14 protein-coding genes are annotated in these 13812 nt (G+C 56.9%); 6 read left to right on the top strand and 8 right to left on the bottom strand.

The window, feature by feature from the left end; all coding sequences use genetic code 11:
* Positions 1-51 precede the first annotated feature (51 nt).
* Complete coding sequence (hrpA, locus tag ACOTY9_RS01855; protein ID WP_023330363.1) at positions 52-3954, bottom strand: ATP-dependent RNA helicase HrpA; 3903 nt, start codon at positions 3952-3954, stop codon at positions 52-54.
* A 205-nt stretch (positions 3955-4159) separates the two neighbouring features.
* On the opposite strand from hrpA, the gene azoR reads away from it, so the two are divergent.
* Both azoR and ACOTY9_RS01845 read left to right on the top strand, forming a co-directional pair.
* Positions 4160-4765, top strand: coding sequence for an FMN-dependent NADH-azoreductase (azoR, locus tag ACOTY9_RS01850; protein WP_008502313.1), 606 nt, complete (start codon positions 4160-4162; stop codon positions 4763-4765).
* An 89-nt stretch (positions 4766-4854) separates the two neighbouring features.
* A complete protein-coding gene (locus tag ACOTY9_RS01845) occupies positions 4855-5541 on the top strand; it encodes an RluA family pseudouridine synthase (RefSeq protein WP_023330362.1) in 687 nt (228 codons plus the stop codon).
* Between the two features lie 7 nt (positions 5542-5548).
* On the opposite strand, the gene ACOTY9_RS01840 is transcribed toward ACOTY9_RS01845, so the two are convergent.
* Positions 5549-6088, bottom strand: coding sequence for a DUF2058 domain-containing protein (locus ACOTY9_RS01840; protein ID WP_032636630.1), 540 nt, complete (start codon positions 6086-6088; stop codon positions 5549-5551).
* 299 nt (positions 6089-6387) lie between these two features.
* Here ACOTY9_RS01840 and ACOTY9_RS01835 point away from each other — a divergent pair, with 299 nt between their 5' ends.
* Together ACOTY9_RS01835 and ACOTY9_RS01830 are read left to right on the top strand one after the other, a co-directional pair.
* Positions 6388-7362 carry a DUF1852 domain-containing protein gene (locus tag ACOTY9_RS01835; protein WP_014883755.1) on the top strand — a complete coding sequence of 325 codons (975 nt, stop codon included), beginning with the start codon at positions 6388-6390 and terminating at the stop codon, positions 7360-7362.
* A gap of 23 nt (positions 7363-7385) precedes the next feature.
* Positions 7386-8414, top strand: a complete 1029-nt coding sequence (locus ACOTY9_RS01830) for a methionine synthase (protein WP_014883754.1) — start codon at positions 7386-7388, stop codon at positions 8412-8414.
* Between the two features lie 4 nt (positions 8415-8418).
* On the opposite strand, the gene ACOTY9_RS01825 is transcribed toward ACOTY9_RS01830, so the two are convergent.
* Complete coding sequence (locus tag ACOTY9_RS01825; RefSeq protein ID WP_348565515.1) at positions 8419-9351, bottom strand: LysR family transcriptional regulator; 933 nt, start codon at positions 9349-9351, stop codon at positions 8419-8421.
* 95 nt (positions 9352-9446) lie between these two features.
* Here ACOTY9_RS01825 and ACOTY9_RS01820 point away from each other — a divergent pair, with 95 nt between their 5' ends.
* Together ACOTY9_RS01820 and ACOTY9_RS01815 are read left to right on the top strand one after the other, a co-directional pair.
* On the top strand, positions 9447-9881 hold the full coding sequence (locus ACOTY9_RS01820) for a DMT family transporter (RefSeq protein WP_348565516.1): 435 nt from the start codon (positions 9447-9449) through the stop codon (positions 9879-9881).
* A gap of 3 nt (positions 9882-9884) precedes the next feature.
* Positions 9885-10343: a DMT family transporter gene (locus ACOTY9_RS01815; RefSeq protein WP_023330358.1), complete on the top strand. Its 459-nt coding sequence runs from the start codon at positions 9885-9887 to the stop codon at positions 10341-10343.
* A gap of 2 nt (positions 10344-10345) precedes the next feature.
* On the opposite strand, the gene ACOTY9_RS01810 is transcribed toward ACOTY9_RS01815, so the two are convergent.
* Genes ACOTY9_RS01810 through ACOTY9_RS01790 form a run of 5 tightly spaced genes read right to left on the bottom strand, consistent with a single transcriptional unit; the run spans position 10346 to position 13812 of the window.
* The gene (locus tag ACOTY9_RS01810) at positions 10346-10873 is read right to left on the bottom strand and encodes a DUF3833 domain-containing protein (RefSeq protein WP_014883750.1); all 528 of its coding nucleotides are present in this window, start codon (positions 10871-10873) and stop codon (positions 10346-10348) included.
* Positions 10870-11394 carry a hypothetical protein gene (locus ACOTY9_RS01805; RefSeq protein ID WP_014883749.1) on the bottom strand — a complete coding sequence of 175 codons (525 nt, stop codon included), beginning with the start codon at positions 11392-11394 and terminating at the stop codon, positions 10870-10872. Before ACOTY9_RS01805 ends, ACOTY9_RS01810 begins: the two co-directional genes overlap by 4 nt.
* Positions 11391-11876, bottom strand: coding sequence for a DUF2878 domain-containing protein (locus ACOTY9_RS01800; protein WP_014883748.1), 486 nt, complete (start codon positions 11874-11876; stop codon positions 11391-11393). The genes ACOTY9_RS01805 and ACOTY9_RS01800 overlap by 4 nt, the downstream gene beginning before the upstream one ends.
* Positions 11873-13093 (bottom strand): SAM-dependent methyltransferase, encoded by a 1221-nt coding sequence (locus ACOTY9_RS01795; protein WP_014883747.1) that lies wholly within the window; start codon positions 13091-13093, stop codon positions 11873-11875. Before ACOTY9_RS01795 ends, ACOTY9_RS01800 begins: the two co-directional genes overlap by 4 nt.
* The gene (locus ACOTY9_RS01790) at positions 13090-13812 is read right to left on the bottom strand and encodes a DUF1365 domain-containing protein (protein WP_180261778.1); all 723 of its coding nucleotides are present in this window, start codon (positions 13810-13812) and stop codon (positions 13090-13092) included. Before ACOTY9_RS01790 ends, ACOTY9_RS01795 begins: the two co-directional genes overlap by 4 nt.

Raw genomic sequence — 13812 nt, 5'->3', positions numbered from 1 at the left:
CCTCACCCCGACCCTCTCCCACAGGGAGAGGGAGAAAATCGGGCAAGGCTTTTAGCCAGAGATCTGCTCCATCGCCTGCAGGATACGCTTATCCGAAATCGGATACGGCGTACCGAGCTGCTGGGCAAAGAAGCTGACGCGTAGCTCCTCGATCATCCAGCGGATCGCCTGCACGTCTTCATCGTCGCGGCGCGCCGGCGGCAGCTTGTTTAGCCACTGCTGCCACGCCTGCTGCACGCTTTCCACTTTCAACATCTGCGCGCGATCGCGGTGCGGGTCGATGGCCATTTTCTCCAGACGTTTTTCAATGGCCTGCAGATAGCGCAGCGTATCGCCGAGACGGTTGAAGCCGTTGCCGGTGACAAACCCACGATACACCAGCCCCGCCATCTGCGCCTTCACGTCCGACAGCCCCAGCGCCATGGTCATATCCACGCGCCCCTTCAGGCGCTTGTTGATGTTGAACACGGCGGTGAGGATCTGCTCGACCTGTTTGGCAATCTCCACCACGGTGTCGTTGAGCTCCGCGCGGACCTTTTCATGAAGCTGAGCAAAGCCCTCTTCCGTCCAGACCGGACCGCCCGCCTCGTGGATCAGTTTGTCCACGCCGCAGGAGATGCAGTCGTCAATCAGATCCAGCACTTTGCCGTACGGGTTAAAGTACAGACCCAGCTTGGCCTTGTTCGGCAACTTCTCGTGCAGATATTTAATCGGCGACGGAATGTTCAGCAGCAGCAGGCGACGCAGCCCGCGCCACATCATCTGCTGTTGTTCCTGCGGGTTATCAAACAGCTTGATCGCCACGCTGTCGCGCTCGTCCACCAGCGCTGGCCAGGCTTTCACCTTATAGTTACCGCGTTTTTGCTCGTAGCTTTCCGGAAGCTGACCAAAACTCCAGATATGCAGCCCGCTCTGCTCGATGCCGTCGTCCGCCACCGCAGAGAGCGTCTCCTGGACTTTCCCTTTCAGCGCCTCTTTTAGCTCGCTCAGGGAACGCCCTTCCAGCAGCTTTTTGTTTTTATCATCCACCACGCGGAAGCTGATTTTCAGGTGATCGGGTACCTGTTCCCAGTTCCAGTCTTCGCGGTCAATGGTGGTGCCTGTCATGCGGCGGAATTCTCGCTCCAGCGCGTCCAGCAGCGGCAGCTCCAGCGGCGTGACGCGGCCCAAAAACGCTTCCGCGTAGTTCGGCGCAGGCACAAAATTACGCCGCACCGGTTTCGGCAGCGATTTAATCAGCGCAATGACCAGCTCGCGGCGCAGGCCGGGGATCTGCCATTCAAATCCGCTCTCGTCGACCTGGTTTAACAGCGGCAGCGGAATGTGGACGGTCACGCCGTCCGCATCGGCCCCCGGTTCAAACTGATAGGTCAGACGCAGCTTGAGATTGCCCTGATGCCAGAAGTTCGGGTAGTCGAGCTTGCTGACCGACTCCGCCCCCTCTTTAATCAACATGCTCTTTTCAAAATTGAGCAGGTCCGGCGTCTCTTTACTGGCCTTCTTCCACCAGCTGTCAAAGTGGCGGGCGGAAATCACATCGTGACTGATGCGCTGATCGTAAAACTCGAACAGCGCCTCGTCGTCTACCAGGATGTCGCGACGGCGGGATTTATGCTCAAGCTCTTCCACCTCGGCGCGCAGCTTCAGGTTTTCGCGGAAGAACGCATGGCGCGTCTGCCAGTCGCCCTCCACCAGCGCGTGGCGGATAAACAGCTCGCGGCTGAGCGCCGGGTCAATCTGGCTGTAGTTGACCTTACGCGCGGCCACCACCGGCAGGCCATAAACGGTCACCTTCTCGGTCGCCATCACTGCCCCCTGCGCACGCTCCCAGTGTGGTTCACTGTATGAGCGTTTCAGCAGATGCTGCGCGACTGGCTCAACCCATTCCGGGTCGATCCGCGCGGCAATGCGTCCCCACAGGCGGCTGGTTTCCACCAGCTCGGCCACCATGGTCCACTTCGGCGGCTTCTTGAATAAGCCGGAACCGGGGAAGATGGAGAAACGGGCATTGCGCGCGCCGGTATACTCCTGCTTCTCAGCGTCCTTCATCCCAATGTGGGACAGCAGGCCGGTCAGCAGCGCGATATGAATTTCACGGTACTCCGCCGGCTCGCTGTTCACCGGAATGCCCAGCTCTTTCACCACCTGGCGCAGCTGAGTGTAGATATCCTGCCACTCGCGCACGCGCAGGTAGTTGAGGAAATCCACGCGGCACTGGCGGCGGAACTGGTTCGAGGAGAGCGCTTTCTGCTGCTCGCCGAGATAGTTCCACAGGTTCACGAAGGCGAGGAAATCGGACTCTTTGTCGTGGAAGCGACGGTGTTTTTCATCTGACGCCTGCTGTTTATCCATCGGACGCTCGCGCGGATCCTGAATGGAGAGCGCAGAGGTGATAATCATCGCCTCGCGCACGCAGCCGTGCTTCTGGGCTTCCAGCACCATGCGCGCCAGACGCGGGTCGACCGGCAACTGGCTAAGCTGACGACCCAACGGCGTCAGTTTATAGACCGTCGCCTGCTCGTCGGTGGTAATGGCCCCCAACTCTTCCAGCAGACGGACACCGTCCTGAATGTTGCGTTTGTCCGGCGCCTCCACGAACGGGAACGCCGCGATGTCGCCCAGCCCCAGGGCGGTCATCTGCAGGATAACGGACGCCAGGTTGGTGCGCAGAATTTCCGGGTCGGTAAACTCCGGGCGCGACAGGAAATCGTCTTCGGAATAGAGACGAATACAGATCCCTTCCGACACACGACCGCAGCGGCCTTTACGCTGGTTGGCCGACGCCTGAGAAACCGGCTCTATTGGCAGGCGTTGCACTTTGGTGCGGTAGCTGTAGCGGCTGATACGCGCCGTGCCCGGGTCGATCACGTATTTGATCCCCGGTACGGTCAGCGAGGTTTCCGCCACGTTGGTCGCCAGCACAATGCGGCGTCCGCCGTGCGGCTGGAACACGCGGTTCTGCTCGCTGTTCGACAGGCGCGCGTACAGGGGCAGGATCTCCGTATGACGCAGATCGCGCTTGCTGAGCGCATCGGCGGTATCGCGAATTTCGCGCTCGCCGCTCATAAAGATCAGAATGTCGCCCGCACTTTCGTTGCCCAGTTCGTCGACAGCGTCGAAGATGGCCTGGAGCTGGTCGCGCTCGGTATCATCCGCCTCTTCGACAATCGGGCGATAGCGCACTTCCACCGGGTACGTGCGTCCTGACACTTCAATTATCGGCGCATTGTTGAAATGCTTCGAGAAGCGCTCCGGGTCGATGGTCGCGGAGGTGATGATGATTTTCAGATCCGGACGACGCGGCAGCAGTTCTTTCAGGTAACCGAGCAGGAAGTCAATGTTCAGGCTGCGCTCGTGTGCTTCGTCGATGATGATGGTGTCGTACTGCATCAGCAGGCGATCCTGCTGGATTTCCGCCAGCAGGATACCGTCAGTCATCAGCTTGACCATGGTGTTATCGCTGACGTGGTCGCTGAATCGCACCTTGTAACCGATGCAGCCGCCCGGCTCGGTTTGCAGCTCTTCGGCAATACGGTTCGCCACGGTACGCGCCGCCAGACGACGCGGCTGGGTGTGGCCAATCAGACCTTTCACCCCGCGTCCCAGCTCCATGCAGATTTTCGGCAGCTGGGTGGTTTTCCCCGAACCGGTTTCCCCTGCGACAATTACCACCTGGTGGTCGCGCACGGCTTCCAGGATGTCCTGTTTTTTCTGACTGACAGGCAGGTTTTCCGGGTAGGTAATTGCCGGGCGTGCAGCTTCGCGCAGCACAACTTTCCCTGCTGCCTGTTCAATCTCTTTCGCCATTTCCTGATAAATGGCCTGTTGTGCATCAGGATTTTTAACCTTCTTCACGCCATGCAGACGACGCGCAAACCGCTGTTTATCGCGCAGCATCAGGGCATCAAGCCTTTGCAGGAGCATCGGGAAGGTGATTTTTTGGTGTTCTGTCATAGCGTTAATGGGCAGTGCTCTGCCGGGTAAAATCTCTTTTTAATGATTGCTATAGAGTACCACATTGACGCTTTCTGCGCCTTATTCAAAAAATTCGAACATAGACTTCGATATATTGCGCTATCTCTGTGGCAGGATTGTGAATAGAGTGTCAACAAGCAACGGGGCAACCCCCTTCAATCAAATGCAAAAACAGGAATCACCCATGAGCAAAGTATTAGTGTTGAAATCCAGTATTCTGGCAGGGTACTCTCAGTCTGGTCAGCTGTCTGATTATTTCGTTGAACAGTGGCGTGAACAGCATTCCGCTGACGAAATCACCGTGCGCGACCTGGCGGCAAACCCTATTCCTGTGCTGGACGGTGAACTGGTTGGCGCGCTGCGTCCGAGCGATGCTCCGCTGAGCCCGCGTCAGCAGGAAGCCCTGGCCCTGTCCGACGAACTGATTGCTGAGCTGCAGGCGCACGACGTTATCGTGATTAACGCCCCAATGTACAACTTCAACATCCCTACTCAGCTGAAGAACTACTTCGACCTGGTGGCGCGTGCTGGCGTAACCTTCCGTTACACTGAAAACGGCCCTGAAGGTCTGGTGAAAGGCAAGCGTGCGATCGTACTGACCAGCCGCGGCGGTATCCATAAAGACACCCCAACCGACCTGGTTGCGCCATACCTGAGCCTGTTCCTGGGCTTCATCGGCATCACTGACGTAAACTTCGTGTTCGCGGAAGGCATCGCTTACGGTCCTGAAGTGGCAACGAAAGCGCAGACCGACGCGAAAGCCGCGATTGACAGCCTGGTTGCCGCCTAAGATTTCCCCCTCTCACCGCCCGGTGGGAGGGTTTTTCTTTTCTCCACATTTCGTTATCATCCGCTCCCACTCTCCAGCCGGGCGGCCTGATGTCTGCGATTATTGATTCTTTTATTGCCCCACCGTGTCATGACGACATCGAGATCCTCTGGCAGGATGAACATCTGCTGCTGATCAATAAGCCTTCCGGTCTGCTCAGCCTCTCGGGGAAAAATCCGCAAAACCTTGATTCTGTCCATTATCGTCTGGTTCAGACGTTCCCGGGCTGCACGCTGGTACATCGTCTCGATTTCGGCACGTCCGGGCTGATGGTGATTGCGCGTAATAAAGCGATCAATGCGGCGCTCTGCCAGCAGTTCAGCCAGCGCAGCGTGGAGAAAGTTTACAGCGCCCTGCTTTGCGGACATCTGGAAAACGATGAGGGCGTGATAGATGCCCCGATTGCCAAAGATCCGGCGCTGTTCCCGCTGATGTCAATCTGCGCCATTAACGGTAAACCCGCCCGCTCCCGCTATCGGGTGGTGGAACGTTTTTATCAGGGAACGGGAGTGCCGTTAACGCGGGTGACGCTTACCCCGGAAACCGGGCGAACCCATCAGCTGCGTATTCATTGCCAGCAGCTGGGGCACCCGATTCTGGGCTGCGATCTGTATGGCGGTCTTGACGCGCCGGGGGCGGAAATCACGCCCCGGCTGATGCTGCATGCCTGCGAGCTGAATTTTATTCATCCGGTAAGCGGCGAGCCGGTTACTGCCCGTCACACCGCCCCGTTCTGACGGCGGTTTACCACATCAAATCGTCAGGGATTTTGAAGTCCGCGTAGGGATCGTCTTCATCCTGCTCTTCCTGACTGAGCGCGCTGTTTAACACAATGCAGTCGGCATCACGCTGGGCAATTTTATCGGCCACGACTGCCGGGATAATCGCGTATTCACAGTCGCCGCTGGCGTTAATCACCAGACGGGCAATCGCCAGACGGCCGTTGATCAGCTGAGTCTGGGTTTGCTTGTCGACGTCGAGTTTTTTGATCAGATTACCGTCAGTGAAGTTAAAGGTGATATTGCCTTTCGCCACGGTGATGCGGTTCATCTCAATCAGCTGCTTCACCTGTGCTTTAAACTCTTTTGCCAGCACGGCCTGCTTCTGCTGTTCGCTGAGCTGCTTGTCACGCTCGATCTGCGCTTTTTTATTCTCTTCTACTGCTTCGCGCGCCTCACGAGCCTGAACGCGTGATTTCTTTGCCGTACGCTGCACTTTCGCCGCTTTCTTGCTGCTAACGAGGCCCGCTTTCAGCATCTGCTCTTGTAAGGTGAGTTTTGTCATGATCGTTTCTAAACCGGTTGGAAATTTTGGGGATTATAGCGGGAATTGAACAGAAATAAAAAAATGCCAATTCTCTACAGCGGGTTAACGGCAACGGCAAAGCACATATACGACGCTGAACCGTAGGCCGGGTAAGCGCAGCGCCACCCGGCAAGAAGGCAGCGACACGCGAGTATCACGCTTCATGAACTTCGCTCATGTTGCAGTGAAATTAAGTCACTTCCCCTGCGCCGCGGGGTCAGGCATAAATTATGCATCGGTAACTTCTTAGCAACATGAACTTAGGATGCATAACGACAATGAGCAAAGCTTTCACCTATACCCTTAAGCGCAGTTGCTTCGATGAGAATTACAACCCGTCAGAAAATACGCGTACCACCACCAACTTTGCCAACCTGGCGCGCGGAGAAAAGCGTCAGGAAAACCTGCGCAATACCCTGGTGATGATCAATAACCGCTTCAACGCACTGGCGCGCTGGGATAACCCCAACGCCGATCGCTACGCGGTTGAGCTTGAAATTATCTCCGTCGATCTGAACATTGGTGCGGATAAGCCGTTCCCGGCCATTGAGATATTGCAAACCACCATCGTCGACAAGAAAAACAACCTGCGTATCCCGGGGATTGTCGGCAATAACTTTTCGTCTTACGTGCGGGATTATGATTTCAGCGTTCTGCTGCTGGAACATAACAAGAACCAACAGCACTTCAGCGTTCCGGAAAAGTTTGGTGAATTGCACGGCAACATATTCCGCCATTTTGTGAGTTCGCCGGAATACAAAGAGAACTTCAGAAAAGGACCGGTGATCTGCCTCAGCGTTTCCAGCAAAGACACCTACCGCCGCACCGGCAACCAGCATCCTGTACTGGGCATTGAGTATCAGCCGGATGGCGAGTCATTAACGGAACTGTACTTTGCCAAAATGGGCCTGAAGGTGCGCTATTTCATGCCAGAAAACAGCGTGGCACCCTTTGCGTTCTTTTATACCGGTGATTTGCTGAACGATTACAGCAATCTTGAACTGATCGCCACCATCAGCACGATGGAAACGTTTCAGAAAATCTATCGCCCGGAAATTTATAACGCCAACTCGTCGGCGGGACTGTGCTTCCGACCGGATCTGAACCAGCAGGATCACTCATTCACCAAAATTGTTTATGACCGTGAAGAACGAAGCCGTCTGGCGATTGAACAGGGTCGATTCACCGAAGAATACTTTATTAAGCCTTATAAACACATTCTTGAGCAGTGGTCTGATAACTACACGCTTTAATTCATCAAAATAGGTCTTTTATTATGAAAACATTGCTCCCGACGTCTACGGCTGGCAGCCTGCCTAAGCCGACCTGGCTTGCACAACCTGAAACGCTGTGGTCTCCGTGGAAATTAGAGGATCAGGAATTACTGGCAGGAAAACAGGATGCGCTGCGTTTGTCACTGGATGAGCAGATCCGTGCGGGAATCGACATTGTCAGCGACGGCGAACAGACCCGCCAGCACTTCGTCACCACCTTTATCGAACACCTGAGCGGCGTGGATTTTGAAAACCGCCAGACGGTACGCATTCGTAACCGTTATGACGCCAGCGTGCCGACCGTGGTTTCTGCTGTGGCACGTCAGAAACCGGTATTCGTCGACGATGCAAAGTACCTGCGCCAGCTCACGGATAAGCCGATCAAATGGGCCCTCCCCGGACCGATGACCATGATCGACACCCTTTACGACGCGCACTATAAAAGCCGCGAAAAGCTGGCCTGGGAATTCGCCAAAATCCTCAATCAGGAAGCGCGGGAGCTAGAGGCTGCAGGCGTGGATATTATCCAGTTCGACGAACCGGCATTTAACGTCTTTTTTGACGAGGTCAACGACTGGGGCATCGCCGCGCTGGAACGCGCCATTGAAGGGCTGAAGTGCGAAACTGCGGTCCATATCTGCTATGGCTACGGCATCAAAGCCAATACCGACTGGAAAAAAACGCTCGGCTCTGAGTGGCGCCAGTACGAAGAGGCTTTCCCTAAGCTGCAGACCTCGAACATCGACATTATCTCTCTGGAGTGCCACAACTCCCGCGTGCCGATGGATCTGCTGGCGCTGATCCGCGGTAAAAAAGTGATGGTTGGCGCGATTGATGTGGCAACGAACACCGTTGAAACGCCGGAGGAAGTCGCCGATACCCTGCGTAAAGCGCTGCAGTTTGTCGATGCCGACAAGCTTTACCCTTCGACCAACTGCGGTATGGCCCCCCTTTCCCGTCACGTCGCAAACGGTAAGCTGAGAGCCCTCAGCGCAGGCGCAGAGATTATCCGCAAAGAGCTCGGCGCGTAATCCTTTACGTTTGCCAGTACGGCGGCGTACCAAAGCGTTCGACGTAATAATCAATCACCGCCCTGACGTTCAGGGGCGGATGACGTGCATGTGGATAGATCGCCGCAATGTTCAGCGGCTCCGTGTTGATCGCACACGCCATTTCCGGCAGAAGTGCGACAAGCTCTCCCCGCTGGAGCCTGTCGCCAATCAGCCAGTCCGGAAACAGGACGATCCCCATCCCGCCCATCGCGGCAGTGAGCAACGACTCCGCATTATTGGATGTCATCCGCGCCACCACCGGATAGTGTATCCAGTTCTCCCCCTCGCGACGCACCAGCCAGCGGTTAGGCCCGGACGAACCGCGATAGACCAGACATTGATGATCGCTCAGCGTGGCCGGATCGTCCGGCACACCGTGTTTGCGCAGATACGCGGGCGACGCGGCAAGATGGTAACGCTGCTGACCAAAAATGCGGGCGTGGAACGTCGAGTCCGTCAACATGCCAATGCGAAAGATAAGATCGGCCGCATCCCGGTGCGGGTCGATAAAGTCATCGGTCAGCGTGAGCTCAATGTTTAACCGCGGATAACGCTCGGTCAGCTCCGCCAGGCCTGGCGCAACATGCCTCTGCCCAAAAAATACCGGCCCATTAATGCGGATTGTGCCGGATGGTTCCGACGAACGTTCATCCAGCTCACGCCGCGCCTCTTCGACGTTTTCGACCATCGCCCGGGCATAGCGGATAAACAGATGACCACTTTCTGTGGGGATCACCGCGCGCGTATTGCGGTAGAACAGCTGCTGACCGAGGGCATCCTCAAGCTGGTGAATAACGCGCGATATCTGTGAGGCTGATATCCCCTGCCGCCGCGCGACGACGGAGAAATTCTGCGCTTCATAGACCTCAATAAAGATCAGCAGCGCGCGGACGTTGATATTACTGGCATCGAACATTAATGCATTTCCTGCAAAGGTGTTTCCTGCATTATGGCATTTTTCTCACTGGACGACCGACGTAATCTTCTTCGCCTTAAAACGGAGGAAGCGTTATGCAGTTTGTGTTGATTTCACTGGTGATAGCCGGAGGGATGGGTCTCTCCATTGAGGCGGGATTACTGGGGCCACTGGGGGGCGAAGTGGGCGACTTATGGGCCACGTTCAGCATTTTTGGGGTCGGTGCCGCACTGACGTTTTTACTGATGCTGTTTTTTAGCCCGCGTAACAGCCCCTCGTTTTTTGCCCAGCCCGGCTGGCAGTTGCTCGGCGGCGTGCTCGGCCCGGTGTACGTGGTCATCCTGACCGTTGCGACACCCGCCATCGGCATCGCAATGACCATGATTGGGATTTTGGCCGGTCAGGTCTTTAAAAGCCTGATCATTGACCACTACGGTCTGCTGGGCTCGCCGCACAGAAAGATAAATGCGAAGCGCATTATTGCACTGGGGTTCATCATTGCAGCACTGGTTCTGGTCGCACAGGGGTAACGTATGACACTGATTATGATTCTTCTCGCCGTTTGCGGCGGCGCTACGCTGAGCATTCAGGCCGCGATTAACGGACAGCTCGGCAGCAGCGTGGGGGTATTCAAAAGCGCGTTTCTGACCTTTTCCGTCGGCGCACTGGTGACCGCCCTGCTCATATTTTTCTTTGAGCCTAAGCATGCGGTCACGCTGCTGGACGTACCCAAATGGCAGCTCCTCGGCGCGATGTTTGGCGTGCCCTATATCGTGATTATGGTGCTTGCCGTACAGCGCATCGGCACCGCCGTCGCCACGGTGGCGGTGATATTCGGCCAGCTCACCATGAGCATGTTGATAGATAACTTTGGCTGGTTGGGTAATCCCGCTATTCCCTTTTCGCCGAGCCGTCTGGGCGCGGTTATCTGCCTGGGGATTGCGCTGTATTTCATCTACTCGAGCAGCAAAATCTACAGCGCCCGCGACTAGACTCACGTCTTCCGGGTAAAGAACAGCGTCACCGTGGCGACGGTGACGCCAAATTTCTTCATCTCGGTTTTATTAAACAGATGGGTCTCATCCTGCAGGTACATCCAGTCGTCAAACTTCAATAGCCAGCTACTGCCGTTGGCTTTGACTTTCATGCTGTAATGCCAGTTAAAGGCGTTACCTGCCGCCTGCCCCGTAGCGACCCCTTCGATATCCCCCGCCGTTCCCTCGTAGCGATCGTTCCCCAGCCTGCGGATGTGCCATACCCGCTGTTGCTTCTCGCCATCGTCATACACGAAGTGCTCATTGAGCGTCAGCGTATCGCCGATAACATCCCCGGCAATCTCCACGTGAAAGCGGCGGATCTGTTTACCGCTGCGATCCTGCACCATGCCCCACGCTTCGGTTTTCCCCTGGAAGTAGTCGAAGATATCAAGCCGTGGCTGCTGCTGGCGATACTCGGCCACCTCTGTGCTACAGCCTGCCAGCAGCATGGTCAATGCCAGCACCATCATCAGGAAACGTTTCATTTTTGTCCTCCAAGTAACTGCTGACGCAGTTCAGGATATTGCGTGCGGGGATCGAGCCAGATGGCCAGAAAGCGCGTGCTGAATGCTTCTGACTGGCGCGGGCCAAGTGGAATAAAGCTTTTCTGCGTTGCTGACGCGCGGTACCAGAACTGTCCCTGCTTATCATCGAGGACAAACGCCAGCTGTGAGCCCGGCCGGACATCCGGCCACAGCGAACGAAGCATCTGTAACCAGCCTTCGCTTTGCGGCTCCCGCTGCAAAATCCCCTGCGCCTGCCACTGATCGCGCGTGGCCTCCACCAGTTCATCACGTTCAATGTCGCGCGCGTAGGTGATAATCAACGCCTGATCCTGATCCGCCGCGCGGTAGCGACCGTCCGGCGTGCGCAGCTGGGAGGTATAAACCGTAAACGGGCCCCAGGTGAGCGTGGCGTCACCCACCTTACGCCAGGCCAGCCAGTCGGCGGCGTGGGCCGCAGGGATCACCATCGTCAGCCAAAGGAGGAAAACCGCTGCTCTCATTTTTGTCTCCCCATCAGCAGGTGGAAAAACAACATTAATACCAGCCAGCCCGGCACCATCCAGCTGACGACGATAAAGGTCGGCTCCTGAAAGGTGATAGCACCCAGCCGCTCGCCAATCAGGTACGCCACCGGCCCTCCCACGGCGGCCAGCAGCGTCAGCAGCCAGCCGGGTAACGTGGTCGTGCGAGCAAGCTGTGTCCAGACGGTGGCGAACATCAGCCACAATGCCACCATCCATAGCGGCATCAGGGACTCGCCGGTGAAGGCAATCAGCCCCGTCAACGCCCAGAGCGCATCCAGTACGCTGCCCGCTGCCGCCAGACCGATGGCGTAAAGGCGGTATACCGGCGGCAAAAACAGGCAGGCGAGCACCGCCAGCGCAAGCCAGATAATCAGGCCCTGCTCACGAAAGATCACCACCAGCGCCCAGTAAAGATCGAACCCGACGGCCAGCAGAAAGACCTGAAGATAACGTCTCATACGCGTTCGGCGGTCAGTTGCACCACGCTGATGGTGCGGGCGTTAAACCCGGCTTCGCAGTAGCCAAAGTAGTACAGCCACATACGGCGGAACCGTTCGTCGAAGCCGAGCTTTTCAATCTCCTGCCAGGCATGAACAAAGCGCTGCCGCCAGTGGGCCAGCGTGCGGGCATAGTCTGGCCCCATGTCAAAGAGGTTACGGACCACAAAATCGGTATGGCGCGTCATCAGCTCATTCATCGCTGTGATGCTCGGCAGGAAGCCGCCGGGGAAAATGTAGCGCTGGATAAAATCGACGCTTTTGCTGTAGTCGCGGTAGCGCTGGTCCTGAATGGTAATGGCCTGAATCGCCATCCGGCCACCCGGGCGCAGCCGCGCCTGACAGGTACGGAAGAACACGGGCAGATAGCGTTGCCCGACGGCTTCAATCATCTCTATCGAGACCAGCTTGTCGTACTGCCCGGTGAGGTCGCGATAATCACAGAGCAGAACCTCAACGCGGTCCTGCAACCCCGCGCGGGCGATCCGCTCGGTTGCCCAGATATACTGCTCCTGCGACAGCGTGGTGGTGGTCACCCGACAGCCGTAGTGACGTGCCGCGTATTCCGCCATCGCCCCCCAGCCGGTACCGATCTCCAGCAGGTGATCGGACTCACACAGCGCCAGCTGTTCGCACAGACGCGCCATTTTGGCCTGCTGCGCCGCCGTGAGATCCTGCTCATCCGCAGTAAACAGCGCGCTGGAGTAAAGCAGCTCCTTATCCAGAAAATGTGAATAAAAGGTGTTGCCCAGGTCGTAATGCGCGGCAATATTTTCACGCGCCTGGGCCCGGGAATTGCGCCGCGTCCAGTGGCGCAGCCGCTCCAGCGGTCTACCGAGCAGCCGGAACCCTTTCTCCAGACGGCCAAGCACCTCGCCATTAAGGGCCAGGATTTCCAGAAGCGGTGTGAGTTGCGTGGTTTCCCATTCGCCATCCATCCAGGCTTCTGCGGCGGCAAGGCTCCCGCCCGTTAAGACGCGCCAGTAGACGCCGGGCGCGAGGATCTGAATGTCGGCGTGCAGCGCGGAGGATGTCTCGCCAAAATGGAATGTCTGTGCCCCTTCACGCAGCGTGAGCGAGCCGCCACGAATACCGCTTAACAGACGGAAAAGCAGCCAACGCGCAATGCGGACGTTGCGCGGGATATCGGGTTCTAGCGCAAAGACGGGATCGGTCATGAGCGTTCACTCCTGCTGACGGGATGGTTATGCAGCGGCACGCGCTTGAGCCACAGCCTCAGCGCCTGCCAGTAAATAGCGAAAACGGTTTTCAGGGTCATCAGTGGAATGCGCAGCAGTAACGCACGCAGTGCCGGACGCGTCAGAGGCTCCCGGCGTAGCGCCAGCGTGGCGTCAAACACCTTCGCGTCCTGATGATTTTCAATGTGCATATGCAACGTGTTATCCGGGTTGTTGAAGCGCCAGTGGTAGATCATGTCCATTGGGTTGAAGGGGGAAACGTGAAACGCTTTTTCCGTCGGCTGCGCGTCCTGTCCGTTGACGGCATAGTAATGCCGCTCGTTCCACGGCGTGTTGCGGACCTCCGCCAGCACCCAGCCCAACGTCCCCTTCTCGTCATAGCAGTAGTAAAAGTTGACTGGATTGAAATGAAACCCAAAATAGCGCAGCTGCGTCAGGAGCATGACTCGTCCGCCGGGACGTTCTCCGGTGAGCCCCTCCAGCGTGTTCAGGACGTTCTCTTTGAGCGGCGTACCCAGCGGATAGTCCCTGTCATAAAACGCGGCGGCGGCGAAGCGATTGCGCCGTACGCCGACGTCAGCCAGCAGCGGCAGTTCATCCAGATCCAGCCAGGCCATAAAGACGCTGTAGCGAAATTCGTGGGTTTTCGGCTGGAGGCGGCGGTGGCGTAATACGCCGTGATAGAGGCAGCTGTTCAT

It is taken from the genome of Enterobacter cloacae complex sp. SHL012, from assembly GCF_049237505.1.
Taxonomy (GTDB): Bacteria; Pseudomonadota; Gammaproteobacteria; order Enterobacterales; family Enterobacteriaceae; genus Enterobacter; species Enterobacter kobei.
The sequence above is the reverse complement of the archived record's forward strand: the minus strand, read 5'-3'. Positions and strand labels throughout refer to the sequence as shown.

What these genes read in the sequence shown, in the direction of transcription:
- hrpA (WP_023330363.1), bottom strand. Translation starts at nt 3,954, where the DNA reads ATGACAGAACACCAAAAAATCACCTTCCCGATGCTCCTGCAAAGGCTT.
- azoR (WP_008502313.1), top strand. Translation starts at nt 4,160, where the DNA reads ATGAGCAAAGTATTAGTGTTGAAATCCAGTATTCTGGCAGGGTACTCT.
- ACOTY9_RS01845 (WP_023330362.1), top strand. Translation starts at nt 4,855, where the DNA reads ATGTCTGCGATTATTGATTCTTTTATTGCCCCACCGTGTCATGACGAC.
- ACOTY9_RS01840 (WP_032636630.1), bottom strand. Translation starts at nt 6,088, where the DNA reads ATGACAAAACTCACCTTACAAGAGCAGATGCTGAAAGCGGGCCTCGTT.
- ACOTY9_RS01835 (WP_014883755.1), top strand. Translation starts at nt 6,388, where the DNA reads ATGAGCAAAGCTTTCACCTATACCCTTAAGCGCAGTTGCTTCGATGAG.
- ACOTY9_RS01830 (WP_014883754.1), top strand. Translation starts at nt 7,386, where the DNA reads ATGAAAACATTGCTCCCGACGTCTACGGCTGGCAGCCTGCCTAAGCCG.
- ACOTY9_RS01825 (WP_348565515.1), bottom strand. Translation starts at nt 9,351, where the DNA reads ATGTTCGATGCCAGTAATATCAACGTCCGCGCGCTGCTGATCTTTATT.
- ACOTY9_RS01820 (WP_348565516.1), top strand. Translation starts at nt 9,447, where the DNA reads ATGCAGTTTGTGTTGATTTCACTGGTGATAGCCGGAGGGATGGGTCTC.
- ACOTY9_RS01815 (WP_023330358.1), top strand. Translation starts at nt 9,885, where the DNA reads ATGACACTGATTATGATTCTTCTCGCCGTTTGCGGCGGCGCTACGCTG.
- ACOTY9_RS01810 (WP_014883750.1), bottom strand. Translation starts at nt 10,873, where the DNA reads ATGAAACGTTTCCTGATGATGGTGCTGGCATTGACCATGCTGCTGGCA.
- ACOTY9_RS01805 (WP_014883749.1), bottom strand. Translation starts at nt 11,394, where the DNA reads ATGAGAGCAGCGGTTTTCCTCCTTTGGCTGACGATGGTGATCCCTGCG.
- ACOTY9_RS01800 (WP_014883748.1), bottom strand. Translation starts at nt 11,876, where the DNA reads ATGAGACGTTATCTTCAGGTCTTTCTGCTGGCCGTCGGGTTCGATCTT.
- ACOTY9_RS01795 (WP_014883747.1), bottom strand. Translation starts at nt 13,093, where the DNA reads ATGACCGATCCCGTCTTTGCGCTAGAACCCGATATCCCGCGCAACGTC.
- ACOTY9_RS01790 (WP_180261778.1), bottom strand. Translation starts at nt 13,812, where the DNA reads ATGAACAGCTGCCTCTATCACGGCGTATTACGCCACCGCCGCCTCCAG.